The sequence below is a fragment of the Pararobbsia alpina genome, assembly GCF_965118125.1.
In the GTDB taxonomy this organism is placed as follows: Bacteria; Pseudomonadota; Gammaproteobacteria; order Burkholderiales; family Burkholderiaceae; genus Pararobbsia; species Pararobbsia alpina_A.
The window spans coordinates 2,331,060-2,356,020 of record NZ_OZ221287.1 but is presented as its reverse complement, the minus strand read 5'-3'; the positions used below and the strand labels follow the sequence as shown (position 1 = coordinate 2,356,020).

The 24,961-nt window shown below is 62.2% G+C and carries 18 protein-coding genes; 8 read left to right on the top strand and 10 right to left on the bottom strand.

What is annotated here, in order from left to right; all coding sequences use genetic code 11:
• Positions 1 to 9: 9 nt before the first annotated feature.
• From ACMFWR_RS10255 to ACMFWR_RS10245, 3 genes are all read left to right on the top strand, one after another.
• The gene (locus ACMFWR_RS10255; RefSeq protein ID WP_413191571.1) at positions 10 to 804 is read left to right on the top strand and encodes a cystine ABC transporter substrate-binding protein; all 795 of its coding nucleotides are present in this window, start codon (positions 10 to 12) and stop codon (positions 802 to 804) included.
• 6 nt (positions 805 to 810) lie between these two features.
• A complete protein-coding gene (locus ACMFWR_RS10250) occupies positions 811 to 1,470 on the top strand; it encodes an amino acid ABC transporter permease (RefSeq protein ID WP_413191570.1) in 660 nt (219 codons plus the stop codon).
• 330 nt (positions 1,471 to 1,800) lie between these two features.
• Positions 1,801 to 2,592 carry an IclR family transcriptional regulator gene (locus ACMFWR_RS10245; RefSeq protein ID WP_413191569.1) on the top strand — a complete coding sequence of 264 codons (792 nt, stop codon included), beginning with the start codon at positions 1,801 to 1,803 and terminating at the stop codon, positions 2,590 to 2,592.
• Positions 2,593 to 2,728: 136 nt separating this feature from the next.
• Here the strand turns inward: ACMFWR_RS10245 and ACMFWR_RS10240 are convergent, their stop codons facing one another.
• The 6 genes from ACMFWR_RS10240 to ACMFWR_RS10215 all read right to left on the bottom strand — a co-directional run bounded on the left by ACMFWR_RS10240 (position 2,729) and on the right by ACMFWR_RS10215 (position 10,086).
• Entirely contained in the window at positions 2,729 to 4,081 is a 1,353-nt protein-coding gene (locus tag ACMFWR_RS10240) for an MFS transporter (RefSeq protein WP_413191568.1), read from the bottom strand.
• Positions 4,082 to 4,126: 45 nt separating this feature from the next.
• The gene (locus tag ACMFWR_RS10235) at positions 4,127 to 4,888 is read right to left on the bottom strand and encodes an SDR family NAD(P)-dependent oxidoreductase (RefSeq protein ID WP_413191567.1); all 762 of its coding nucleotides are present in this window, start codon (positions 4,886 to 4,888) and stop codon (positions 4,127 to 4,129) included.
• Between the two features lie 10 nt (positions 4,889 to 4,898).
• Positions 4,899 to 6,197 carry a histidinol dehydrogenase gene (gene hisD / locus ACMFWR_RS10230; RefSeq protein ID WP_413191566.1) on the bottom strand — a complete coding sequence of 433 codons (1,299 nt, stop codon included), beginning with the start codon at positions 6,195 to 6,197 and terminating at the stop codon, positions 4,899 to 4,901.
• Between the two features lie 121 nt (positions 6,198 to 6,318).
• Complete coding sequence (locus tag ACMFWR_RS10225) at positions 6,319 to 7,182, bottom strand: SMP-30/gluconolactonase/LRE family protein (protein ID WP_413191565.1); 864 nt, start codon at positions 7,180 to 7,182, stop codon at positions 6,319 to 6,321.
• Complete coding sequence (locus ACMFWR_RS10220) at positions 7,179 to 8,957, bottom strand: bifunctional 3-(3-hydroxy-phenyl)propionate/3-hydroxycinnamic acid hydroxylase (protein WP_413191564.1); 1,779 nt, start codon at positions 8,955 to 8,957, stop codon at positions 7,179 to 7,181. The genes ACMFWR_RS10225 and ACMFWR_RS10220 overlap by 4 nt, the downstream gene beginning before the upstream one ends.
• A 382-nt stretch (positions 8,958 to 9,339) precedes the next feature.
• Entirely contained in the window at positions 9,340 to 10,086 is a 747-nt protein-coding gene (locus tag ACMFWR_RS10215; RefSeq protein ID WP_413191563.1) for a GntR family transcriptional regulator, read from the bottom strand.
• A 125-nt stretch (positions 10,087 to 10,211) separates the two neighbouring features.
• On the opposite strand from ACMFWR_RS10215, the gene ACMFWR_RS10210 reads away from it, so the two are divergent.
• Together ACMFWR_RS10210 and ACMFWR_RS10205 are read left to right on the top strand one after the other, a co-directional pair.
• Entirely contained in the window at positions 10,212 to 11,069 is an 858-nt protein-coding gene (locus tag ACMFWR_RS10210; RefSeq protein ID WP_413191562.1) for a fumarylacetoacetate hydrolase family protein, read from the top strand.
• A 96-nt stretch (positions 11,070 to 11,165) separates the two neighbouring features.
• A complete protein-coding gene (locus ACMFWR_RS10205; RefSeq protein ID WP_413191561.1) occupies positions 11,166 to 12,146 on the top strand; it encodes a VOC family protein in 981 nt (326 codons plus the stop codon).
• A gap of 118 nt (positions 12,147 to 12,264) precedes the next feature.
• Here the strand turns inward: ACMFWR_RS10205 and pbpG are convergent, their stop codons facing one another.
• A complete protein-coding gene (pbpG, locus tag ACMFWR_RS10200; protein ID WP_413191560.1) occupies positions 12,265 to 13,416 on the bottom strand; it encodes a D-alanyl-D-alanine endopeptidase in 1,152 nt (383 codons plus the stop codon).
• A gap of 683 nt (positions 13,417 to 14,099) precedes the next feature.
• Between pbpG and ACMFWR_RS10195 the strand changes: the two genes are divergently transcribed.
• On the top strand, positions 14,100 to 14,669 hold the full coding sequence (locus tag ACMFWR_RS10195) for a phasin family protein (protein ID WP_413191559.1): 570 nt from the start codon (positions 14,100 to 14,102) through the stop codon (positions 14,667 to 14,669).
• A 509-nt stretch (positions 14,670 to 15,178) separates the two neighbouring features.
• On the opposite strand, the gene lpdA is transcribed toward ACMFWR_RS10195, so the two are convergent.
• From lpdA to aceE, 3 genes are all read right to left on the bottom strand, one after another.
• The gene (lpdA, locus tag ACMFWR_RS10190) at positions 15,179 to 16,960 is read right to left on the bottom strand and encodes a dihydrolipoyl dehydrogenase (RefSeq protein WP_413191558.1); all 1,782 of its coding nucleotides are present in this window, start codon (positions 16,958 to 16,960) and stop codon (positions 15,179 to 15,181) included.
• Between the two features lie 33 nt (positions 16,961 to 16,993).
• Positions 16,994 to 18,688, bottom strand: coding sequence for a dihydrolipoyllysine-residue acetyltransferase (gene aceF, locus ACMFWR_RS10185; protein ID WP_413191557.1), 1,695 nt, complete (start codon positions 18,686 to 18,688; stop codon positions 16,994 to 16,996).
• Between the two features lie 101 nt (positions 18,689 to 18,789).
• Positions 18,790 to 21,483: a pyruvate dehydrogenase (acetyl-transferring), homodimeric type gene (gene aceE / locus ACMFWR_RS10180; protein WP_413194846.1), complete on the bottom strand. Its 2,694-nt coding sequence runs from the start codon at positions 21,481 to 21,483 to the stop codon at positions 18,790 to 18,792.
• Positions 21,484 to 21,854: 371 nt separating this feature from the next.
• On the opposite strand from aceE, the gene fixL reads away from it, so the two are divergent.
• Both fixL and fixJ read left to right on the top strand, forming a co-directional pair.
• Positions 21,855 to 24,311, top strand: a complete 2,457-nt coding sequence (fixL, locus tag ACMFWR_RS10175; protein ID WP_413191556.1) for an oxygen sensor histidine kinase FixL — start codon at positions 21,855 to 21,857, stop codon at positions 24,309 to 24,311.
• Positions 24,308 to 24,934, top strand: coding sequence for an oxygen response regulator transcription factor FixJ (fixJ, locus tag ACMFWR_RS10170; RefSeq protein WP_413191555.1), 627 nt, complete (start codon positions 24,308 to 24,310; stop codon positions 24,932 to 24,934). The genes fixL and fixJ overlap by 4 nt, the downstream gene beginning before the upstream one ends.
• Positions 24,935 to 24,961 lie beyond the last annotated feature (27 nt).

The window sequence follows — 24,961 nt, the reverse complement described above, 5'->3', positions numbered from 1 at the left end:
GGAGATTCAATGAAGATCACCCTACTCGGCAAGCTGCTCGCCGTCGCCCTGACGGGCCTGCTTCTGTCGGCTGCGGCTCGCGCCGACGACCTGCTCGACACGGTCAAGCAGCGCGGCACGTTGCAGATCGCGCTCGAAGGCACGTTCCCCCCGTTCGACTACAAGGCGCCCAACGGTGAGCTCGAAGGCTATGACGTCGACGTCGCCAAGGCCGTGGCAGCCAAGCTCGGTGTCAAACCGGTGTTTATCACGACCGAGTGGAGCGGCATCATCGCCGGCCTGCAGTCGAGCCGTTACGACGTGATCGTCAATCAAGTCTCGATCACGCCCGAGCGTCAGAAGGCGCTCGATTTTTCGCCGCCCTACACGTATTCGACGGCTCAGCTGATCCAGCGCAAGGATGACTCGCGCCAGTTCAAGTCGCTCGACGATCTCAAGGGTCACAAGCTCGGCGTCTCGCTCGGCAGCAACTACAACGATATGGCGAAGTCGGTGCCGGGTATCGACGTGAAGACGTATCCGGGCGCCCCCGAATACCTGCGCGACCTCGCATCGGGCCGGCTCGACGCGGCGCTCAACGACCGCCTGATGCTCGCTTACCTGATGAAGACGTCGAACCTGCCGCTGCGCGAAGGTTCGAACGTGGGCGACGCTCAGGACGAGATGGGCATTCCGTTCCGCAAGGGCAATCCGAAGTTCGCCAAGGCGATCGCGGACGCTGTCGATTCGCTGAAGGCCGACGGCACGCTCACGAAGATCTCTGAAAAGTGGTTCGGTATCGACGTCTCGAAGCCCATTAAATAATCGCCGATGAATCCGTCCGCCCTGCTGATCCAGTCCTTGCCGGTCCTGATGACCGGCGCGCTGCTGACCATCAAGTTCGCTTTGCTCTCGATGGTATTCGGCCTGGCGGCGGCCGTCGTGATCGCCCTGATGGGCATCAGCACGAATCGCTGGCTGGTGGCGATCGCGCGCATCTACGTCAGTGTGATGCGTGGGACGCCACTGCTTGTGCAGATTTTTATCGTCTACTACGGTCTTCCGAGCATCGGCATCGCGCTCGACCCGACACCCGCAGGTGTGCTCGCGCTGTCGGCGAATGTCGCCGCCTATATGTCGGAGAGCATGCGCGGTGCGATCCTCGGCATTGCCAAAGGACAATGGCTCGCGTCGTACAGCCTCGGGCTCACGCGCGCTCAGACATTGCGCTACGTCGTGGGTCCTCAGGCCCTGCGACTCGCCGTACCCAGTCTGTCCAACAGCCTGATCAGCCTGATCAAGGACACGTCGCTCGTGTCGGTGATCACCGTCACCGAGTTGCTGCGCAGTGCGCAGGAAGTGATCGCGGCGACCTATCAGCCGCTTCCGCTCTATCTCGCCGCCGGCGCGATCTACTGGGTGCTGTGCGTCCTGCTCGAAAGCGTGCAGCGCGTATTCGAGCGCCGTCTGGCACTGCCGCAAAAGCACTGAACGCCACGCGGCTCGACGGTCACGCATTAACCCGTCGAGTCCGGCCCTCCGAAGTCAGCCATCTCCAGCTCCGAACGCGTCGTTCGCGCCCGCAACGACGTTTGTGTTATTTGTCTGTCTTGTCGCAATGACATTTTGCCGCGCACAATACGCGCGGGACCCCGAAGCCGCCCACGCGTTTGCGTCGCTCGCAGACCCCCGTGCGCTCCGATCGGTCGTGAAGCCGGCCGCCTTGCCCCGGCATGCCAGAAACTGGCGCTCGCATGACGCCACATTCCACGATATGATATGGCGCACGACCACTCGGATGATTTCCGCTTCCCGCAGTCTATGAGCGATAGTGAAACCGAAGGTAAGACCTCGATTCAGGTGATCGAGCGCATGATGCGTCTGCTCGATGCACTTGCCGATCACAGCGATCCCGTCAGCCTCAAAGACCTTTCCAAAGGCACTGGCCTGCATCCGTCGACGGCTCACCGGATTCTCAACGACATGGTGATCTGCCGGCTCGTTGACCGCTCCGACCCGGGCACGTACCGCCTGGGCATGCGGCTGCTCGAACTCGGCAACCTCGTCAAGGCACGGCTGTCCGTACGCGACGCCGCCCTCGCCCCGATGCGCGATCTGCATCGGCTGACGGGGCAAACCGTCAATCTCTCGGTCAGGCAAGGTGACGAGATCGTCTATATCGAACGCGCCTACAGCGAACGTTCCGGCATGCAGGTCGTACGCGCGATCGGCGGCCGTGCACCCTTGCACCTGACTTCTGTCGGCAAGCTGTTTCTTGCAGCCGACGAAGCGCCGCGGGTCCGTGCCTATGCGACCCGTACGGGTTTGTCGGGCCACACGCAGAACAGCATCACGGACCTGTCCAAGCTCGAGCGCGAGCTGCACCTCGTGCGTCAGCAAGCCTGCGCACGCGACAACGAAGAGCTTGAACTCGGCGTGCGATGCATCGCGGCGGGCATCTACGACGACACGGCCAGACTCGTCGCCGGCCTGTCGCTCTCGGCACCCGCCGACCGGCTTCAGGACTCGTGGTTGTCGCATCTCGCCGACACGGCCCTGCAGATTTCGCGGTCGCTCGGTTATCAGCCCAAGGATGACGTGATGGCCGGGTGACGGCCTGAGCATTGAAAGAAGCCCGACCCGACGATCGGGTCAAACGTCCGCGCCAGAACCCAGGTGACGATCAGGTCAAGGATCCGGTGAAACATGTGACCGATGGCCCGATCGAGCTTCGAATACGCGACGGCACTCAGTGCGACACGAGTCCGGCGTCGGCTTGCATGCCGAACAGCTCGGGTCCGGTACGACGCATCAGCAGCATCACGCCCGCCGCGAGCAGCACCGGCACCGCGACGATGGCAAACGTCTGAGGCACGCTGAACCCGTTGCTCACGAGGCCGCCGACCACGATCGGCCCCGACGCTCCGCCAAGCCGACCCACTGCCAGCCCCCAACCTACACCCGTCGAGCGAATCGCGGTCGGATAGCCCATCGCGGCAATGGCGATCAGTCCCGCCGTCGCGCCGCCGACAAACAATCCCGTGAATCCCGAAAGCGCCGCGACCCACGCCGTATTCGGCGCGGCCGCGCCTGTCATGCCGAGCACTACGGCGCCGACGACGAACACCGTGGCGAGGAAGCGATGCGTACCCAGGCGCTCCATCAGCTTGCCGGCGGAGGCCACGCCGATCATCCCGCCCACGTTGTTCCAGGCCATGACGATGGATGCATCGGCCACCGACATGCCGGCCGACTTCAGCAAGGTACTGGTCCAGGCCAGCACAGCGATCAGCGCAAGGAAGTTCAGGAAGAACGCGATCCAGAGCAAGGCCGTGAATGATGCACGGCCCTCCCTGAACAGATGCGACATCGGCAGGCCTGCCGTCTCGTGCTCGTGCGTCACGAACCTGACCGTGTCGTCGTTCGCCGGCACCTCCACGCCCAGACGCGAGAGGATCCGATGAACGCGGGGTCCCGCCACGCCCGTCAGGATCAGGAAGCGGACGGACTCAGGCACCAGCACGATCACGAGTAAGGCGGCCACGACCGGCACGACACCGCTCAGGTAGAACATCGACTTCCATCCGTAAGCAGGGATCAATGCGCTGCCCGCGAAACCGGCAATCACGCCGCCCGCGGGAATGGCGGCCCAGAGCAATGACGCCACGCGTGCACGCAGGCGCTGAGCCACGTACTCGGTTGTCAGGCTCACAAAACACGGCGCCGCACCGCCAAGGCCGATTCCGGTCAGCACGCGCAGAAGCAGCAAGCCGTGGAAGCTGCTCGCCTCGACGGTCAGCAACGACATGACGCCGAACAGCAGCGTACAGAGCACCAGCACCGTCTTGCGCCCGAACCGGTCGGCGATCGGCCCGAAGACCAGCGCGCCGATCATGAAACCGAACTCCGAACCCGCGAAGATGGGTCCCAACTGTGTCGGCAGTAGTTTCAAATCACTGGCGATCAGCGGTGCGCTGAGTCCCATCGTCTGAATGTTGGCGCCGTCCATCAACGCAATCACGAAGCACACCGCAAATACCAGCAATTGAAACGCGCCGAACGGGCGCGCGTCGATGACATCATCGACTCGTATCGTTTTCATGATCTGTCTCCTGCCTTCTCAAGATAAGGTTCAGTGCCACGCGCCTCATGCCAGCGGCCGGCCGCCATCGACGGGCAACGCCACGCCCGTCGTAAAACGCAAAAACGTCGCGGCCGCGAGCACGGCGTCCGCGACTTCATCGGGTGTCGCGAGACGGCCCAGCGCCGTCGCCTGCGCCTGCGTGTCGCGCCATTGCACGTCCAGCGACCGGACGAACTCGGTATCGATGAGTCCGGGCGAGACAGACAGCACGCGGATCGACGGCGCGAGCGCACGCGCAAGCGACGCGGTCATGTTGTCGAGCGCGGCTTTGGACGCGCAATACATGACGTTGCTGCCCATCGCCGTACGCGCCGCGATCGAAGAGATATTGACCACCAGCGCGTCGCCGCTCGCCTCGAGCCAGGGGCGCAGCGCCCGGATCGCAGCGAACGGCCCGCGGATGTTGGTCGCGAGAATCGTGTCGATCAGCGTGTCGTCGAGACCATCGAGATCGTCGTGCGGCACGAACTGTGTCGTGCCCGCACAATTGACGAGCACATCGACGCGGCCGGTCCGCTCACCGATTTGACGGGCGGCCTCGCGCAGTGCCGCCGAGTCTGTCACCGGCATGCGCACACAGAAGTGGGCGCCCTCCGGAAGCGACTCGGCAAGCTGCCTCGCGGCCTGCTCCGAGCGGTGGTACCCGAGCACCACCGTGCACCCGTGGTCGGCAAGGCGAGCACAGATCGCTGCACCCAGGCCACCTGCAGCGCCCGTGACCACGGCGACGCGCCCTGTCAGCAACGGAACGGTCCGTTCGATCATCGACATCACCTCAGGCGGTTGCGTCGGCTTTCGCCTTGCCATACCTGCGCACCCGCAGATCGGCCTGCTCCTTGTGACCGGCGAAGCCTTCGAGCGCGCAAAGCCGCGAACAGTATTCGCCGACCAGCGCCGAGGCCTCATCGGTCAGTACGCGCTGGTACGTGCAGGTCTTGATGAATTTGCCGACCCAGAGTCCGCCGGTGAAGCGCGCCGAACGCATCGTCGGCAACGTGTGGTTCGTGCCGATGACTTTGTCACCATACGACACATTCGTGCGTGCCCCGAGGAACAGCGCGCCATAGTTGGTCATCCGGTCGAGGAAGTAGTCCGGATCGATTGTCAGCACCTGAACATGTTCGGAGGCGATCCGATCGGCCTCCTCGATCAGTTCCTCAACCGAATCGCACACGATGATCTCGCCATAGTCCTGCCAGGCGACACGCGCGACGGCTGCAGTGGGCAGCACGGCAAGCTGGCGCTCGATCTCGGCGGGCACCGCTTCGGCCAGCGCAACCGACGTCGTCAGCAGGATGGCCGGCGAATTGACCCCGTGCTCGGCCTGCCCCAGCAAATCTGTCACGGCCATTTCGGCATCGCAGGTGTCGTCGGCAATGATCAGCGTCTCGGTCGGTCCGGCAAGCAGATCGATGCCGATGCGGCCGAACAGCTGCCGCTTGGCTTCGGCGACATACGCATTGCCCGGACCGACGATCATATCGACGGGTGCGATCTGATCCGTGCCGAGCGCAAGCGCCGCGATCGCCTGCACGCCACCGACGCAGTAGATTTCATCGGCGCCCGCGAGATGCATCGCGGCTACGATTGCCGGATTCGGCTTGCCCTCGAACGGCGGAGCGACGGCGACCACGCGCTTGACGCCCGCTACCTTGGCGGTCAGCACACTCATATGGGCCGATGCGACGAGCGGATATTTACCGCCGGGCACATAGCAGCCCACCGAGTTGACCGGAATGTTTTTGTGACCCAGTACGACGCCCGGCAGCGTTTCCACTTCGACATCACGCAGCGCACTCTTTTGAATCTCGGCGAAGCGCCGGACCTGTGACTGCGCGAAGCGGATGTCGTCAAGCTCGCGCGTCGACAGGGCAGCAATGCAAGCCTGAATCTGCGCATCGCTAAGCCTGAATGACTCGGGCGTCCACTTGTCGAACTTCGCTGAATATTCGCGAACCGCGGCATCACCGTGCGCACCGATTTCGGCAATGATGGTCTGGACCGTATCGCGAACCTGCGCGGCAATTTCCGCCTTGGCTTCGACCGGCTTGCTGGTCTTGAGACGTCGGATCATGAGCTGCTACTCCTTGTTGAAGACAAAAAGATCCCCGCGCCCTGCAGTAACGCAGTGCGTGAATCGAGTAAGAAAGGAATGGCCTGGAAGGCCGCGCGATCGACGCGCTATGCGTTCGGCATCACGGGATGCCGGAGCCGGCAAATGGCGCCGGTATGCGCTTGATAAAGCCTTCGCCGCGCGACTTGACCTTGCCGTCGTCGACGATGGCCGAGGTGCCGAGAAAAAGCGTTTGCCGTGTGTCCGCGCCGATCACACATGAGATGCATCGCTCATGCTCGAATTCGAGCCGGTGCGTGATGCGGCCTCCGGTATCGATGCGATGAAATGCCTGATTCCACAACAGGGCGACCCAAAGGCCGCCTGTGTCGTCGAGACACATTCCGTCGGGCCGCCCTTCGAGTTCGGCATGGATGCGTCGGTTGGACAGCGTCCCGTCGCTCGCGATGTCGAACGCCGAGATCGCGCTCGCGAACGTTTCGGCGAGAAACAGCGTCTTGCCGTCCGGCGTGATCGCCATGCCGTTCGGAAAACGCACGCATTCGGCCGCACGCCTCACCCCTTCCTGCGGCGACCACGACAACAATGTCCCCGGGCATTCGCGTCCGCCGGCGGCGAGATCAAAGCCCGTGTCGCCAACCCATGCGCGCCCGTTGGCGTCGACGATCATGTCGTTCAGCAAACCCGTCGCATGCGCCGAAAGATCCGCGGCAAGCTCGACGCGCCCCGGAGCGACCCACCATAGCTTGCGATCGAGCGCACCGGCCACCAGCAGCCGGCCGTCCGGGAAAAAACCCATCCCGGAAGGACGCCCGGGCAGATCGGCGACTTTCTCGGGCGCTTCGCCGGGTCGCACGCGCATCACGCGAAAGTGGTGGCAGTCGGAAAAGTACAGCGCGCCGTCATGCCAGCGCGGGGCTTCGGGCCACGACAATTCGCGCGCAACGATATCGAGCTGCTCGTGCCATGCCATCGCTTTGTTCATGATGACGCCCCGGGCGCGACGGCAGATGCAAAGACAGACCCCGGTGCGGGCGCAGTTAAACGCGCGCCCGTACGAGGTCCGGCAATCGTCGCGGTCGGGTTTCCCTCGGAAGCGATGGCCGGAAGTTGTGCCGCCCGCTCGCGGTCGACCGCCTTTGCGTGGGTGTTCGTCGTCGCTGCCGCTCGGTTGACGCGCATTGCGGCCCTGTGCTGAAGATCGTCGATTGCCTCTCCGAGATCTGCCAGCGCGCACCCGGCAAACACATAGAAGTCCGGCCGTACGATCATGACCTCGATACCGTGCTGTTCGAAGAACTCCGCATATCGGCCCTCGACGTCAACCGCGTCCGCGTCGTCATCGCCCGTTGCACCCAGCTTCACGTATTGCGTGCCGAGCATGTCCAACATCTGTAACTGCGCGGCGCTCAGATAGCGTTCGGCATTGTCGCCAAGGCTCACGATTGTGTATCCGTAGTGAGGGAAAAGATCGTCGAACAAGCCCGTACGCGATCCGCGCTGCACCGTCGCCTGCAAGCTCAATTGACCGGCGATCGGCATCAGCGCGCCCGACCGATCGTGTCCGATCACGCCGAAATTGAGCTTCGGAAAATCCGGCATTGGCGGACGCCAGCCGCTGCGAAACTTTGCGTCGCGTGCATCCGCAATCGCCGGATCCAGCGTGCACGGCACCTTTCCGCTTTCGATCGAGATGATCGTCCAGTCGTAGACGTGCGGGTAACGCTCTTGCTGATACGTGTCGAGCAGCGCGTCGTCGCACACGCCCTTGAGCACCGCATCGATCTTCCAGGCGAGATTGACGGCGTCGCGCATGCCCGAGCACATGCCCTGACCTTGAAACGGGGGCATCGTATGCGCGGCATCGCCGACGAGGAAGGTGTGGCCTCGCCGCCATTCGCGTGCGATGCGCGCTTCGAACGTGTAGACGATCTGGCGCACGATCTCAACATCGTCGGCACTCACGCCCTGCTCGGCCAACAAACGCCAGGCCGTCTCGGGCCGCTCGAGTTCCTCGCGCGTCTCGCCGGGCAGCATCGCCCATTCCCAACGGCGATGACGTTTGCCCAGCGGCAACACTGTGACCGGACGCTTCGGATCGCAGATCTGGCCGCAATCGAAGTCGAGCTGGAACTCACGCTTCTTGCGCGCGTCGACGTCGAGCCATTTTTCATTGAAGCCGAGATCGTCGCGTTCGATGCCAAGCCACCGGCGCACGACACTGTTCGCGCCATCCGCGCCCACCAGATATCGGCCAGTGATGCGCTCGCTGTGATCCGTGCGAGTCGGTACGTGCGCCCCCTCGGCGAGTTCAGTCCGAAACAGCAATGCCTCCACGCCCTCAGGTGTGTCGACGAACTCCGCTGCCTCCCAGCCTCGATAGAGCGTGACGTGGGGCTGATTCGCGATACGCGAGAACAGCGCATCTTCGAGCAGCGGCTGGTATTGCATGTAATCCGAGTTGTATCCCGAGACAGCCTTCGCGCCCCAGTCGAATTCGAGCAGCGTTTCGCCGAGTGCGTTTTTCCAGATGTACTCGACCGTCGGATAGGAGTCGGCCAGCACCGGCGCGGCCGCGTCGAGTGACTGAAGAATCCGGACGATTTCGTGATCGATATGGCCCGCGCGCGGCATGCCGTACAGGTTCGCGTGCTTCTCGACCACCGCGACCGGCCGCCCCTGTTTCGCGAGTGTCGCCGCGAGCGTGAGACCCACAGGCCCCATGCCGACGATCACCACGTCAAAGATTCTGTTGCCCATGCTGTCTCCGTCTGTTTGTCGATGTGCCTCGATGCCGAGCCCTCAGTGCGCGATTCGGACGGCGCGGTCCTGATCGGCGGATGAAGCTCGAACGCGGCACGATGAAAAACATCGTAGCAGCAGGAATATATTTTTCAACGCATAAAATCTATTTTTACGCTTTTACTCGGGTATATCCGGATACCTCGTATTTTTGGAGAAGCGGCAGTGATTCGGACTCCGATACGTTGCCGTCGGCAAAACGGAACCGATGTTGGCACCGATGACGCCGATGACGCCGATGACGACCCTATCGTGAACACGGCGCATACCATGTAGATAGCGTGAGTACCGTCGATTCCGTCAATACCGGAGACTCACGCCATACGCCGCGGCCGGTCGATCACTCCGCTTCCTCGAGTGCCCGGGGCGTGCGCACCGACGACTTGCGTCTGGGCCGCGACGCCCCCGGTTCGGCATCCTCGCCGAGTCCCGCTGCCACGATCTCCATCGTTGTCGTCAAATGCGTCGCGAGCAGCTCCGTCGCTTTCGCAATGTCCCGCGCCAGCGCCGCATTCATCATGGCTTCGTGTTCGGAGTTCGTGTCGCGCTCGACCTTTTGCAACGGCACCGAAATCTGGCGGTAGCGCTCGGTTTGCATATAAAGCTGATCCCGGATGCGGAGCAGCCACGGACTGTCGCATGCGGCAATCAGACATTGATGAAACTGGTTATGGGCCGCCCCCCACGTATCGCCGAGCCGCACGGCATCTCCGTCGGTCACGCGCTCCGGTGTGCGCGACAACCGGTAGAAGGCAGCGACCAGATTCGTTTCCCAATTCATGTCCCCACACGCAATCGAGCGTTCGAGACACGCCGATTCGATCTGGATCCGCACACGCGTCAGATCCTTGAGATCCGCCATCGACACAGGTGCGACGCGAAAGCCGCGCTGCGGCTCGGCCACCACGAGTCCTTCGGACGTCAACCGTGACAGCGCCTCCCGCACCGCACCCAGGCTCACGCCCAGCTGCTCGCACAACGCACTGATCTTCAGTTGCTCATTCGGGCGCAGCCGGCAACTCAGCACATCGGCGCGCAGGCGCTCATAGGCCGTCTGGGTCAGGCTTGCAGCATTCGTTGTGGCCATCGCGTCCATCCTCAAAGTTCGCGCATTCTACCAAAAATATATTATTTGGCTTGACATACCGCATCAATAATATATCTTTCGACATCAAATACTTTTTTAGTTAACCCTGACAGCGAGGTGTCGACGTGCGCTTTATCTCCTTCGAACAAGCTGGCCAACGAGGCCTGGCCGTGTTGACGCCGTCGGGCGAAGCACGCGGGCGCATCGAGAGCGATGCGCGCTACCCCGGCTCGCTCGACACCCTGGTCCGCCAGGGCAACGGCGCGTTCCAGCACGCCGCGCGCGAACTCGTTGATGCAGCGCCACTCGATCTCGAGACAATCCGGTTCTCGCCACCGTTCACGGCATCGGAAAAAATCCTGTGCGTCGGCCTGAATTACGCCGATCATTCAAAGGAAAGCGGCTATGACGTGCCCACGTACCCCACCGTATTCGGGCGCTTTACATCGAGCCTGGTCGGCCACCGTGCACCGCTGATCCGACCGCGTGTCTCCACGCAGTTCGACTATGAGGGCGAAATCGTTGCGGTGATCGGCAAGCCCGGGCGCCACATTGCGAAGGAATACGCACTCGATCATGTCGCGGGCTACGCGCTGTTCAACGACGGTTCGGTGCGCGACTATCAGCACATGACGCCGCAATGGACGGTCGGCAAGAATTTCGACGGCACGGGTGCCTTTGGTCCCGAGTTCGTTTCGGCCGATGAGTTGCCGTCGGGCGTGCGCGGATTGCGACTGCAGACACGACTCAATGGGCAGGTCGTCCAGCAGGCATCGACCAACGATCTCGTCTTCGACGTCGCGACGCTGATTGCAAAGCTCAGCGAGGCGTTCACCTTGCGCCCCGGCGACCTGATCGTGACAGGCACGCCGGCCGGCGTCGGTGTAGCGCGCAAGCCGCCGCTGTTCATGAAGCACGGCGACACGTGTGAAATCGAGGTCGAGGGTTTCGGCATCCTGAGCAACCCCATCGTCGATGAATAGGCAGCACATCGCAGAAAGCGAAGGACATCCGTCAATCTGAACACCTGAAAACATCGCGCGCCGCCGACCTCGGCGACGACGCGTGGAGGAGACACGATGGACCCAGCAATTCGCAGTGACGATCGCCCCCGAACGCACGGCACACCGGCTATCCATTCGCTCGATCACTTCTGTCTGAGCGTGCCGGACCTTGCCGTCGCGCGGCATTTTTATACGTCATTTGGTCTTGATGTACGTGACAGAGCCGGCGCGCTCGATCTCTACACCTTCGGCTGCGATCATCGATGGGCGACGATCGTCGAAGGTCCGGTCAAGCGAATTGAATATCTGTCGTTCGGCGCCTATGCACAGGATCTCGACGGCTTTCGCGCGAGGCTTCAGGAAGAAGGTATTGCGCTGGTTGACGAAGGGCCGCACGTTACGGATGAAGGTCTCTGGTTTCACGACAACGATGGCCGGCTGCTGCAGATCAGAGTCACCGCGAAATCGTCGCCCGACGCCAAGTCCGTCGTGACCTATGCGTCGTCCGCCCCAGGCGTACGGGGCACGCATACGCGCGCGGAACAAACAACGGTCCACCCTCGCCGCCTCGCGCATATCCTGATGCACACGCTCGCGCTCGACGAATCGATCGCCTTCTACGAGCACGTATTGGGCCTTCGGCTATCGGACAAGGCCGAGGTCGTCGCATTCCTTCACGGGATACACGGCAGCGATCATCACCTGATCGCATTCGCGCAATCGAACGGCACGGGCATGCATCACTCGAGCTGGGACGTCGGATCGATCGCTGACGTCGGCGTCGGCGCCATGCAGATGAGTCAGGCCGGCTATCCGCACGGCTGGGGTGTCGGTCAGCACGTATTGGGTTCGAACTTCTTCTACTACGTACGTGACCCGTGGGACAGCTATGCCGAGTACTCATGCGATATCGACTATGTTCCCGCCGACATCGAATGGCGCGCAGGATCGTTCACCGCCGACAACGGGTTCTACCTATGGGCGCCGCCTCCGCCCGACGACTTTGCACACGATTACGAGCCGGCATTAACGACGCGGCGGACCGAACCGGCGTAATTGAAACCATTCCAGTTACGCTTTCAGACAAACAAAAACCCCCGCAGCGCCGTCACGCTGCGGGGGTTTTGTATTTCGATGCGGTGTTGCGATTGCAGTCCGCCCTCTGTCGTATCGATCAGGTGCCGTGCGTATCGTCGATGCTCGTCACACGCTGCACGCCGCCTTCGTCGATCCAGGTACGGATGCGTTGCGCATCGCCGAAGCGCGAATACTTGCCATACGAATCGAGCAGCACGATATCGATGGCGCGATTCTGAATCGTGGTCTGCATGACCATGCATTCACCAGCCTCGTTGATGAAGCCTGTCTTCTGCAGACCGATATCCCACTTGTGACCGCGCACGAGCGCGTTCGTGGTGCCGTAGTGAATCGTCCTGCGGCCCGTGAACACTTCGTACGACTCATCCGTCGAGTACTGGCGGATCAGCGGATATTGATAAGCCGCATCGACCATCTTGATGAGGTCGCGACCGGTCGACACGTTCTCGCTCGACAGACCCGACGGGCTCAGGAAGTGCGTATCCGTCATGCCGAGCGAATGCGCCTTTGCGTTCATCGCGGCGATGAACGCCGGACGACCGCCCGGGAAGTAACGCGACAGCGAAGCCGCGGCGCGGTTTTCCGACGCCATGAGCGCGATATGCAGCATGTCGTCACGCGAAAGCACCGAACCGACCGACAGACGCGAACCCGTGTTCTTGATCAGGTCGCGATCTTCATCGGTGACTTCGATCTGCTCCGTGAGCGGCGCCTTCGAGTCGAGCACGACCATCGCCATCATGAGCTTCGTGATGGACGCGATCGGCATCACGGCTTGCGAGTTCTTGTCGAACAGCACTTCATGCGTGTTCTGATCGACCACGTACGCGACGCTCGAACGCAGCGCGAGTTCGTCCGGCGTGTCATGCAGACCGAACGCCGTGCCGACCGACTGGCGCGGTTCGTAGGCAACCTTGCTCATCCCCGTCGAACGTGCACCCATGCGGTAGTGCACGCGGCGGCGCTCGGCGCGCGTCGTCGTGGCGACCTTCTCGGGTTTGGCGGCGGGAGCGTTCTTGTCGTCAGCGGCGGCAGCCTTCTCGGCATGGCGTACGGACTTGATGTGCTTGGACTTCTTGGCGGACTTCGCGGGCGGGGCGTCGGTGCTCGTCGCAGCGTAGGCGGCAGACGGCGCAGCAGCGACAACCAGTGCGGCGCAGACGGAAACGGCAACGCTCGATGAGACGAGTCGAAGGGCCTTTCCGATCACAGATTCTTGGCTTCTCATGGGTAATTCTTTGGCAGCGTCACGGTGGCTTTGCGCAGAGTGTAGTAAAGCCACGAAAAATTAGCAATATTAGGCACTTACCGACGGCATTTAAACCGACCTCTCGCAGGCGATTGCCTAATTGCAATCGACAACCGTGTTCCGATAAATAAATTCACTTCGGACCGCGCCACCGGACCCATCCATAGAAGACGAATCCGGTGCGCACGATAGCAGACATCGCGCTTCCGCGCGCGCATTACCACAGCCATTGGGCATCTGTAACGCGTCTATGTCGTATTACGGCAGGCGGGCAGAAATCCTTACCCATGTATTTACCCTGAGCGAAAAAAATACGCACTGCCTCGGCGTTTTCACCCGGTGCGGCGGGCACATTTTTTGGCGCAAACCTTTGCAATGCACCAACTGCGGCGATTGTGCCAGTTGCACTGCAAACGTGCGCCCGATCGGTCATCACCGTGACACCGCATTCATACAAGCTATTGATTCTGTTAGGGCTTCATTCATGGTGCGACGCACCAAAAAGGGCTTGACAATGCCTCTCAAGCGCCTAGAATGGGCTCCATGCTGCGTCGCACAACACGAGAGCGCGGCATTTTAATCACCATCCAACACGGCTTTGATGCAGATGTGAAAGTCCGGCTCTCCGGACCATGCGTCGGGTCGAATTTCAGGAGCATGCAATGAGTGTGTTGACCCCCGAGCAAATCGCAGAAAATCAGAAGGCTGTTCTCGAAACGGTGTTCGGTCTGACGAACAAGCTGTTCGAAAGCTTCGAGAAGGTCACCGAGTTGAACGTTCAGGTCCTCAAGCAAACGCTCGCCGAAGGCCAGGACAACGCACGCAAGGTGCTGTCGATCAAGGATCCGCAAGAGCTGCTCGCGCTGCAAGCGCAAGTGCTCCAGCCGGCCGGCGAAAAGGCCCTGGCGTACAGCCGCCACGTGTACGAAATCGGCACCGGCCTGCAAGCTGAAATCGCCAAGGTCGCGGAAGCTCAATACGAAGAGCAGAACAAGAAGGTGCAGGCGCTCGTCGAGAACGTCGCGAAGAACGCACCGGCTGGTTCGGAAACGGCTGTCGCCGTTCTGAAGTCGGCAATCACGGCTGCGAACACGACGTACGAAACGGTTCACAAGGCCACGAAGCAAGCTGTCGAAATCGCTGAAAGCAACTTCAACGCGGCCGCTACGGCAGCAACGAAGGCTGCTCAGCAAGCCGCCGCTCAAGCGTCGCGCGCTGCAAAGAAGGCCTAAGTTTCACAAGCAAACAGGTCCGGCAGCGTTGCGGACCTGTCGTGCGACACCTGCGGCCGAACGGCCCGGAACGCACCGCATGAGGATTCAGACGTGAGCGTGCGTCAGCATCCATCGAGGCGTTGTCTGACACATGAGAGGCGGGATTCTGATACGTCTTTTATACGGTCCGGCGTAAGATGGTTTAGCCAACGCATTCGCTGTGAAGGCGCTCCGTTTTCCAAGAACGAGTGAGCAGTCCGAAGGGCAGATCCGCAGGGATCTGCCCTTTTTATTTGCGGGTTTTCGGTAAGCACGACGCGCCGTGCAGCGGTGCCAGTTTGTTCACCGCGCGACCCGAACTCGCGCCCCGCGCCGCACCGGCATCGAATCGCCGCGGGCATGCGCTCGAAACCGGACGAACCATAAAAAAAGCACGTTCTCGCAGCGAAGATCGCTACTCGAACGTGCTCGTGGTCGACGCTCCGGATTGACGCGCCGACCCGACGCGTCGTAACCGGTCGCTGACCTTACTTCTTGCGCGGCGGCGGAAGGTCCGTGCAGACACCCTCGTACAACTCGGCCGCCATGCCGATCGACTCGCCCAGCGTCGGGTGCGGGTGGATCGTCTTGCCGATATCCGTCGCGTCCGCGCCCATTTCCACGGCAAGGCAGACCTCACTGATCAGGTCGCCCGCGTTGAGACCGACGATGCCCCCGCCGATCACGCGATGCGTTTCCTTATCGAAAATCAGCTTCGTAAAGCCTTCGTCGCGGCCGTTCGCAATGGCACGGCCCGATGCAGCCCACGGGAACACGGCCTTCTCGTACGCCACGCCTTCGGCCTTGAGCTGGTCTTCGGTCTTGCCCGCCCACGCGACTTCCGGATCGGTGTACGCCACCGACGGAATCTGCAGCGCGTCGAAGTACGACTTCTCGCCAAACGCCGCTTCGGCCGCGACGTGGCCTTCGTGCACGGCCTTGTGCGCGAGCATCGGCTGGCCGACGATATCGCCGATCGCATAGATATGCGGCACATTCGTGCGCATCTGCTTGTCGACGTCGATAAAGCCGCGGTCGGTCACGGTCACGCCCGCCTTGTCGGCGCCAATGCGCTTGCCGTTCGGGCTACGGCCCACGGCGACGAGCACCAGGTCGTAACGCTGTGCTTCGGCCGGCGCCTTCTCGCCTTCGAAGCTCACGTAGATACCGTCGGCCTTGGCTTCGGCCTTCGTCGTCTTCGTCTTGAGCATCACGTTGGCAAAACGCTTCGCGTTGTACTTCTCCCAGACCTTCACAAGATCGCGATCCGCGCCCATCATCAGGCCATCGAGCATTTCAACGACGTCGATCTTCGCGCCGAGCGTCGAATAGACCGTCGCCATTTCGAGGCCGATGATCCCGCCGCCCACCACCAGCATGCGTTCGGGGATCGAGCGCAATTCGAGCGCGCCCGTCGAATCGACAACGCGCGGGTCTTCGGGCATGAACGGCAGTTTGACCGCCTGCGAGCCGGCGGCAATGATCGCCTTCGCGAACTTGACGACCTGCTTCTTGCCGTCTTTCGACACCACTTCGATGTGGTTCGCGCCAACGAACGTGCCCACGCCGGTCACGACCTGGACCTTGCGCGCCTTGGCCATACCGGCGAGACCACCCGTCAGCTTGCCGACGACGCTCGACTTGAACGTGCGCAGCTTCTCGAGGTCAACGACAGGCTTGCCGAACGAAATGCCGTGCGACGCAAGGGCCTCGACCTCGTCCATGATCAGCGACGTATGCAGCAAGGCCTTCGACGGAATACATCCGACGTTCAGGCACACGCCACCCAGCGTTTCATAACGCTCGATCAGCACCGTCGTCATGCCGAGGTCGGCTGCGCGGAATGCCGCCGAGTAACCACCGGGGCCCGAACCGAGCACGACCATCTCGCACTCGACGTCGGCCTGACCGCTGTACTGCGCGGCGTTCGGTGCTGCTGCCGGTGCCGCTTGAGCGGGAGCCGCCTGCGCGGGAGTCGGCGCAGCCTTCGCCGGTTCCGCAGGCTTCGATGCGGGTGCCGCCTGAGCCGCCGCACCGCCTTCGAGCGTCATGATCACCGAACCTTCGGACACCTTGTCGCCAACCTTGATCCGGATCTCCTTGATCGTGCCGGCCGACGGGCTCGGCACATCCATCGTGGCCTTGTCCGACTCGAGCGTGATCAGCGACTGTTCGGCTTCGACCGTGTCACCGGGCGCAACCAGCACCTCGATGACCGGAATGTCCTTGTAGTCCCCGATATCGGGCACCTTAACTTCGACGAGACTCATGGTTTTGTCCTTCTCCTAGGGTTTCGCCAGCCGTTAGAGGATCACGCGGCGGAAGTCTGCGAGCAGCGCGCCGAGGTATGCGTTGAAGCGTGCGGCGGCCGCACCGTCGATCACGCGGTGATCGTACGAGAGCGACAGCGGCAACGTGAGACGCGGCACGAATTGCTTGCCATCCCACACCGGCTTCATCGCACCGCGCGACAGACCCAGAATCGCGACTTCAGGCGCGTTGATGATCGGCGTGAAGTGCGTGCCGCCAATGCCGCCGAGCGACGAAATCGAGAAGCAGCCGCCTTGCATCTGGTCGGGCTTGAGCTTGCCGTCGCGTGCGAGCTTCGACAGATCGGCCATTTCCTGGGCGATCTGGATCAGGCCCTTCTTGTCCGCATCGCGGATCACCGGCACGACAAGACCGTTCGGCGTATCGGCTGCAAAGCCGATATGGAAATACTGCTTGAGGATCAGATTGTCGCCGTCGAGGCTCGCATTGAACGTCGGGAACTTCTTGAGTGCCGCGACGACAGCCTTGATCACGAAGGCGAGCATCGTCACCTTGACGCCCGACTTTTCGTTTTCCTTGTTCAGCGTCACGCGCAGCGCTTCGAGATCGGTGATGTCCGCTTCGTCGTTGTTCGTGACGTGCGGGATCATGACCCAGTTGCGGTGCAGGTTCGCGCCCGAAATCTTCTTGATGCGCGACAGCGGCTGCGGATCGATCGGACCGAACTTCGTGAAGTCGATCTTCGGCCACGGCAGCAGATCCAGGCCGACGCCCGAGCCACCCGCTGCAGCGGCAGCAGCCGGCGCGGCTTGTTGGCCCGTCATCACGCCCTTGACGAATGCCGTGATGTCTTCCTGCGTGATGCGACCCTTCGGACCCGTGCCGGCGACGCGTGCCACATCGACACCGAGTTCGCGCGCAAACTTGCGCACCGACGGGCTCGCATGGCTATGACGCTTCGCACCGCCCTCGCCGGCCGGAATCGCCGGGGCTTGCGCGAGTGCCGACGTCTGCGGCGTGGCCGCTGCGGGCTTGCTCGGCGCATCCGACGGCACTTCGACCGATGCGGCTGCGGGCGCAGCTTGCGGCGCTGCGGGTGCCGGCGCTGCGGCACCGCCCGCGCCTTCGAGTTCGACGATCGACGAGCCTTCCGACACGTTGTCGCCGACCTTGACCTTGATCGCCTTGACCTTGCCGGCCGACGGGCTCGGCACGTCCATCGTCGCCTTGTCCGACTCGAGCGTCACGAGGGCTTGCTCGGCTTCGACCGTGTCGCCGACCTTGACGTGGATTTCGATGACCGGAATGTCTTTGTAGTCACCGATGTCGGGAACCTTGACGTCGACGCTGCCACCACCCGCCGCAGCGGGTGCAGCGGTTTGTGCCGGCGCAGCCTGGGCCGGTGCTGCAGCAGGCGCGGCCTGAGCCGCCTTGGCGGGCGCTGCCTCGGCTTTCGCCGCCGGAGCCGCTGCCTGACCGGATGCGGCGCCGCTCTCGAGCACGAGCACGAGCGACCCTTCCGACACGGTGTCGCCGACCTTGAGCTTGATTTCCTTGACCGTGCCCGACGCGGGGCTCGGCACGTCCATCGTCGCCTTGTCCGATTCGAGCGTGACGAGCGACTGCTCGGCCTCGACGGTATCGCCCGGCGCGACGAGCACTTCGATAACGGGGATGTCCTTGTAGTCGCCGATGTCCGGGACCTTGACTTCGATCGTTTGACTCATTGTTGGTGTCTCCAGCATCGCGCGCATTGACGCGCCGCGGGACCCCGTCTGGGGGTCCCGCGGCGCTCAAGTCCCTGCACGCAGCATTCTTCGGAAGGGGCTTAGACGGACATCGGGTTCGGCTTGGCCGGATCGAGCTTGTACTTCTTGAGCGCGTCGGCAACCTTTGAGCGATCGATCGTACCTTCGTCGGCGAGCGCCTTCAACGCGGCGACCGTGACCCAGTAGCGATCGACTTCGAAGAAGTGACGCAGCGCTTCACGCGTGTCCGAACGGCCGAAACCATCCGTGCCAAGCGTCACATAACGGCGCGGCACGTAGGCGCGGATCTGGTCGGCGAACGCACGCACGTAGTCGGTCGACGCGATGATCGGGCCTTGCGTGTCCTTGAGCAGGCGCTCGACGTGCGACAGCTTCGGCTCGGCCAGCGGGTTCAGCAGGTTCTGGCGATCGACTTCCTGGCCGTCGCGCGAGAGCTCCGTAAAGCTCGGGCAGCCCCACAGGTCCGACTCGACACCCCAGTCGTCCTTGAGCAGCTTCGACGCGGCGATGACTTCATTGAAGATCGTGCCCGAACCGAGCAACTGCACGCGCGGGCCCTTCGACGCTTCGCCCTTGCGGAACGCATACATACCCTTGACGATGTCGCCCTCCGAACCTTCCGGCATGGCCGGATGCTCGTAGTTCTCGTTCATCACCGTCAGGTAGTAGTAGACGTCTTCCTGTTCCTGCACCATGCGGCGCAGACCGTCCTGGATCACCACGGCGAGTTCATAGCCGAACGTCGGGTCGTAGCTCACGCAGTTCGGCACGAACGCCGAGAACATGTGCGAATGGCCGTCTTCGTGCTGCAGGCCTTCGCCGTTGAGCGTTGTGCGGCCTGCCGTACCGCCGAGCAGGAAGCCGCGTGCGCGCATGTCGCCGGCGGCCCATGCGAGGTCGCCGATACGCTGGAAGCCGAACATCGAGTAGTAGATGTAGAACGGCACCATGATCTCGCCGTGCGTCGAGTACGACGTCGCGGCCGCGATCCAGTCACACATACCACCGGCTTCGTTGATGCCTTCCTGCAGAATCTGACCCGTGGTCGATTCCTTGTAGAACATCAGCTGATCCGAATCTTCCGGCACGTACTTCTGACCGTCCTGATTCCAGATACCGATCTGGCGGAACAGGCCTTCCATACCGAACGTACGCGACTCGTCCGGCACGATCGGGACAATGCGCTTGCCCAGTGCCTTGTCCTTGAGCAGGATGTTGAGCACGCGAACGAACGCCATCGTCGTCGAGATTTCGCGGCCTTCGCCCGTGCCCTTGGTCAGCGGCTCGAATGCCGACAGCGCCGGTGCGGTAAGCGACTCGGCCGCCTTCATGCGACGGGCCGGCAGATAACCGCCGAGGTCCATGCGGCGAGCGCGCATGTACTCGAGTTCCTTCGAACCTTCCTCGAACGTCAGGTACGGCACATCGGCGATCTGTTCGTCGGTCAGCGGCAGACGGAACTGATCGCGGAACTTCTTGAGCGTCTCGATCGGCAGCTTCTTCTGCTGGTGGGTGATGTTCATGGCCTGGCCATGCTCGCCCATGCCATAACCCTTGATCGTCTTCGCCAGAATCAGCGTCGGCGCGCCCTTGGCATTCTGCGCCTGGTGATACGCTGCATAAATCTTGTGCGGATCGTGACCGCCGCGGTTCAGATTCCAGATGTCGTCATCGGACCAGTCGGCGACCAGCGCCTTGAGTTCCGGCGTATTGAAGAAGTGCTCGCGCACGAACGCGCCCGACTCCGACTTGTACGTCTGGTATTCGCCGTCGACGACTTCCATCATGCGGCGCATCAGCGCGCCCGACTTGTCGCGTGCGAGCAGTCCATCCCAGCGGCTGCCCCAGACGACCTTGATCACGTTCCAGCCCGCGCCGCGGAATTCCGACTCGAGCTCCTGAATGATCTTGCCGTTGCCGCGCACCGGGCCGTCCAGGCGCTGCAGATTGCAGTTGATGACGAACACGAGGTTGTCGAGGCGTTCGCGGCCGGCCATGCCGATCGCGCCGAGCGATTCCGGCTCATCCGTTTCGCCGTCGCCGAGGAACGCCCAGACCTTGCGGCCTTCCGTTTGCGCGATGCCACGGGCCTGCACGTACTTCATGAAGCGGGCCTGGTAGATCGCCATGATCGGGCCAAGGCCCATCGACACGGTCGGGAACTGCCAGAAATCCGGCATCAGCCACGGGTGCGGATACGACGAGATGCCGTTGCCGCCGACTTCCTGGCGGAAGTTGTTGAGCTGGTCTTCGTTGAGGCGGCCCAGCAGGAATGCGCGCGAATAGATACCCGGCGACGAGTGACCCTGTGCGAACACGAGGTCGCCACCGTGGTTCTCCGACGGCGCATGCCAGAAGTGATTGAAGCCGACGTCGTACAGCGTCGCTGCCGACGCGAACGATGCGATATGGCCGCCGACGTTCGTGTCCTTGCCGGCGCGCAGCACCATCGCGATCGCGTTCCAGCGCGTGTACGAGCGGATGCGGTGCTCGATGTCCTGATCACCCGGCAGCTTGGCTTGCTGGCTGACCGGAATGGTATTGATGTACGGGGTATTCGCTGAGAACGGCAGATGTTCGCCATGCACGCGCGCGAACTCGATCTGCTTTTCAATCAGGTAGTGAGCGCGGTCCGGGCCCACGTTCGAAAGCACACCGTCGAGAGCCTCGAGCCATTCGGCGGTTTCCTGGGGATCGTCATCCTTCGTGCTTCCGGCGACGTATTTGAGCACTTCCTCGGGTACGGCAGACATCATCGTCTCCTGATATGGGCCCCGGCGGCCGATTGTGTCGCGCCCGGTAACCACGTTGTTTCGGACCTATCGCGCGCGGCCCCGAGCCTGCGCAATATCAACAAACGGAAGCGATTCTAAAGAGCGCCTGAATCGAAGAGCAAGAACTATTTTCAAATGACGGTATCGCATACCATAATGCGAAAAACTATTGCGATGCAATACGGAAATTCTCAAAAAACGACAATGGGCAAAATGCCGGAATCCCTTTACTTGCGGGCTTGGGCGGGCCGTAAGCTACAATGGCCGTCATGTTTATAAAACGGATTCTCGCGCGGACTCGACGTTCCGTCGCATCGACCCGCCACTCGCCCGGTTCACGACCCGGCGGGATGCAATCCCGTTGGCAATACGGCCCGTGGTGGCTCAATTCTTACCTGTTGACGCCGGTCGTCTCGATCGTGGTTTTCCTGATCGTGATGAGCCTGATTCTCTGGAGCCTGAATCGTCGCGAACAGCAACAGCAGGAAGACACGCTGTATCGCAACGTCGCCTGGGCCCAACAACAGATCCGGCTGTCGCTGACGAGCGCCCAGGAACACGCAGCGGCGCTCGCACGCGACATTGGCGCCGGACGGCGCGACGAACCCTACTTCCAACAGATGGCCAACGAGGTGCTGCAAGCGCACCCCGAAATCATCGCGCTGACGTGGATCGATCCCGACCGTCAGATCCGTTATAGCAGCCCGGCGGCCGCCGCGTTGGGTTCGCGGCTCAATACCTTGAGCGAAGTCCAGCTTTTCGACGCACAGCGTGCGGCGTTCGCCGACGCGCGCAATGCTCGGCGCCAGGTCTATTCCCCGCTGATCTATGACGATCTCGGCGGCGGCTATGTCACGCTGCAGACACCGATTTACCGGGACCGCGAGTTCCTCGGCTGCATTGCCGCCGTGTTCTCGATCGAAGGGATTCTCGCGCACGAGTTGCCGACCGAGCTGTCGGCCAAGTACAAGATTTCGATCACCGACCCCAGCGGCCGCGAACTCGCGACATCGTCGACGCGCCCGCGCCTGCCGCGCGACTCGTTCTATGACTTACCGCTCGAGCCGCCAGGCCATGGCGTCTCGGTGCGCGTCTATGCATACCCGCAGGCGACGAACTTCACGAACAACACGCTGGTCTGGCTCGTGGCCGGCCTGTCGTGCTTCGTGCTGTGGTCACTCTGGAGCCTCTGGAAGCACACGCGCCAGCGCTTCGAAGCGCAGCAGGCACTGTATGCCGAAGCATTTTTCCGGCGCGCGATGGAAAACTCCGTGCTGATCGGCATGCGCGTGCTCGACATGCAGGGTCGCATTACCCACGTGAACCCGGCGTTCTGCCGGATGACGGGCTGGGACGAGTCGGACCTCGTCGGCAAGACTGCGCCGTTCCCGTACTGGCCGCGCGACGCCTACCCCGAAATGCAGCGCCAGCTCGATATGACGCTGCGCGGCAAAGCCCCGTCCTCGGGCTTCGAGTTGCGCGTGCGCCGCAAGGACGGTTCGCTGTTTCACGCCCGCCTCTATGTCTCGCCGCTGATCGACAGCGGCGGCCGCCAGACAGGCTGGATGTCGTCGATGACCGACATCACGGAACCGAAGCGCGCTCGCGAAGAACTTGCTGCAGCGCACGAACGGTTCACGACGGTGCTCGAAAGTCTCGACGCCGCGGTGTCCGTGCTGGCGGCCGACGAAACCGAGTTGCTGTTCGCGAACCGCTATTACCGGCATCTGTTCGGAATCCGCTCTGACGGTCACCTCGAACTGGCCGGCGCCAGCTTCGACCGGTCGCAAGTCTCGAACGACTCGATCGATATGATCGACACGTATGCGGGCCTGCCCGCGGCCGCGCTGACCGAAAGCACGTCGGATGCGCGCGAAGTCTATGTGCCGAACATCCAGAAATGGTTCGAAGTGCGCCGCCAGTACATCCAGTGGGTCGACGGCCACCTCGCGCAGATGCAGATCGCAACCGACATCACCCAGCGCAAGCAGGCACAGGAGCTTGCGCGCCAGCAGGACGAAAAGCTCCAGTTCACGAGCCGCCTGATGACAATGGGCGAAATGGCCTCTTCGCTGGCTCACGAACTGAACCAGCCGCTGGCGGCCATCAATAATTATTGTTCGGGAACGACGGCTCTCGTACGTTCAGGCAAGACGTCGCCTGATATCCTGCTGCCGGCACTCGAAAAAACATCACAACAAGCGATCCGCGCGGGGATGATCATCAAGCGGATCCGGGAATTCGTAAAAAGAAGCGAGCCCAAGCGTCAGCGTGCGAAGATCAACGACATCGTCGCCGACGCCGTGGGACTTGCCGAGCTGGAGACACACAAACGGCGTATCCGTATCGTGACCGACATGCGCGCGCGCCTGCCGATCATCTATGTGGATCCCGTGCTGATTGAGCAGGTGCTGGTGAACCTGCTCAAGAACGCTGCCGAAGCGATGCATGAACATAAGCCCGACGCGATCGATGCGGTGATTCGCGTACTGGTCCGGATCGAACACGACATGGTGCAGATCAGTGTCGTCGACCAGGGCCCGGGCGTCGACGAGGCAACTGCGGAGCGGCTTTTCGAGCCGTTCTACAGCACAAAGTCGGACGGGATGGGCATGGGGCTGAATATCTGCCGGTCGATCATCGAATCGCACCGGGGCCGGCTCTGGGTCGAAAACAACATCGCCGCCGATGGACGCATTCTTGGATGTACGTTTCACTTCTGCCTGCCGTTGTCGGTCGACTCCGATGCGTCGCCCGATGACAGAAAGCAGGCCCCGACCCTCACCACCGCAACGGGAGAACTATGAGCAGTCCAGTGACCACCACCGCCGAAACCGTCTTCGTCGTTGACGATGACGAAGCCGTCCGTGATTCGTTACGCTGGCTCCTCGAGGCCAACGGCTACCGCGTGCAGACGTACGCGAGCGCCGAGCAGTTTCTCGACGCCTATCCCAATGCCGCAGCGGGAGTCGGCTGCCTGATCCTCGACGTGCGCATGCAGGGCATGAGCGGCCTCGAGTTGCAGGAGCGCCTGATTGCCGACAACGTGCAGCTGCCGATCATCTTCGTGACGGGCCACGGCGATGTGCCGATGGCCGTCTCGACGATGAAAAAAGGCGCGATGGACTTTATCGAGAAGCCGTTCGACGAAGCCGAGCTGCGCAAGCTCGTTGAGCGGATGCTCGACAAGGCCCGGGCGGAAAGCGGCGAACAGCAGATCCAGAAGGCCGCGGCCGAACGCCTGGGCAAGCTGACGGCACGCGAGCATCAGGTGCTCGAGCGCATCATCGCCGGTCGTCTGAACAAGCAGATCGCCGACGATCTCGGCATCAGCATCAAGACGGTTGAAGCGCACCGCGCGAACATCATGGAAAAGCTCAACGTCAACACGGTCGCCGACCTGTTGCGTCTCGCGCTCTCCAAGAAGTAGGCACCGCGTTTCCCGACGATGGCCGGC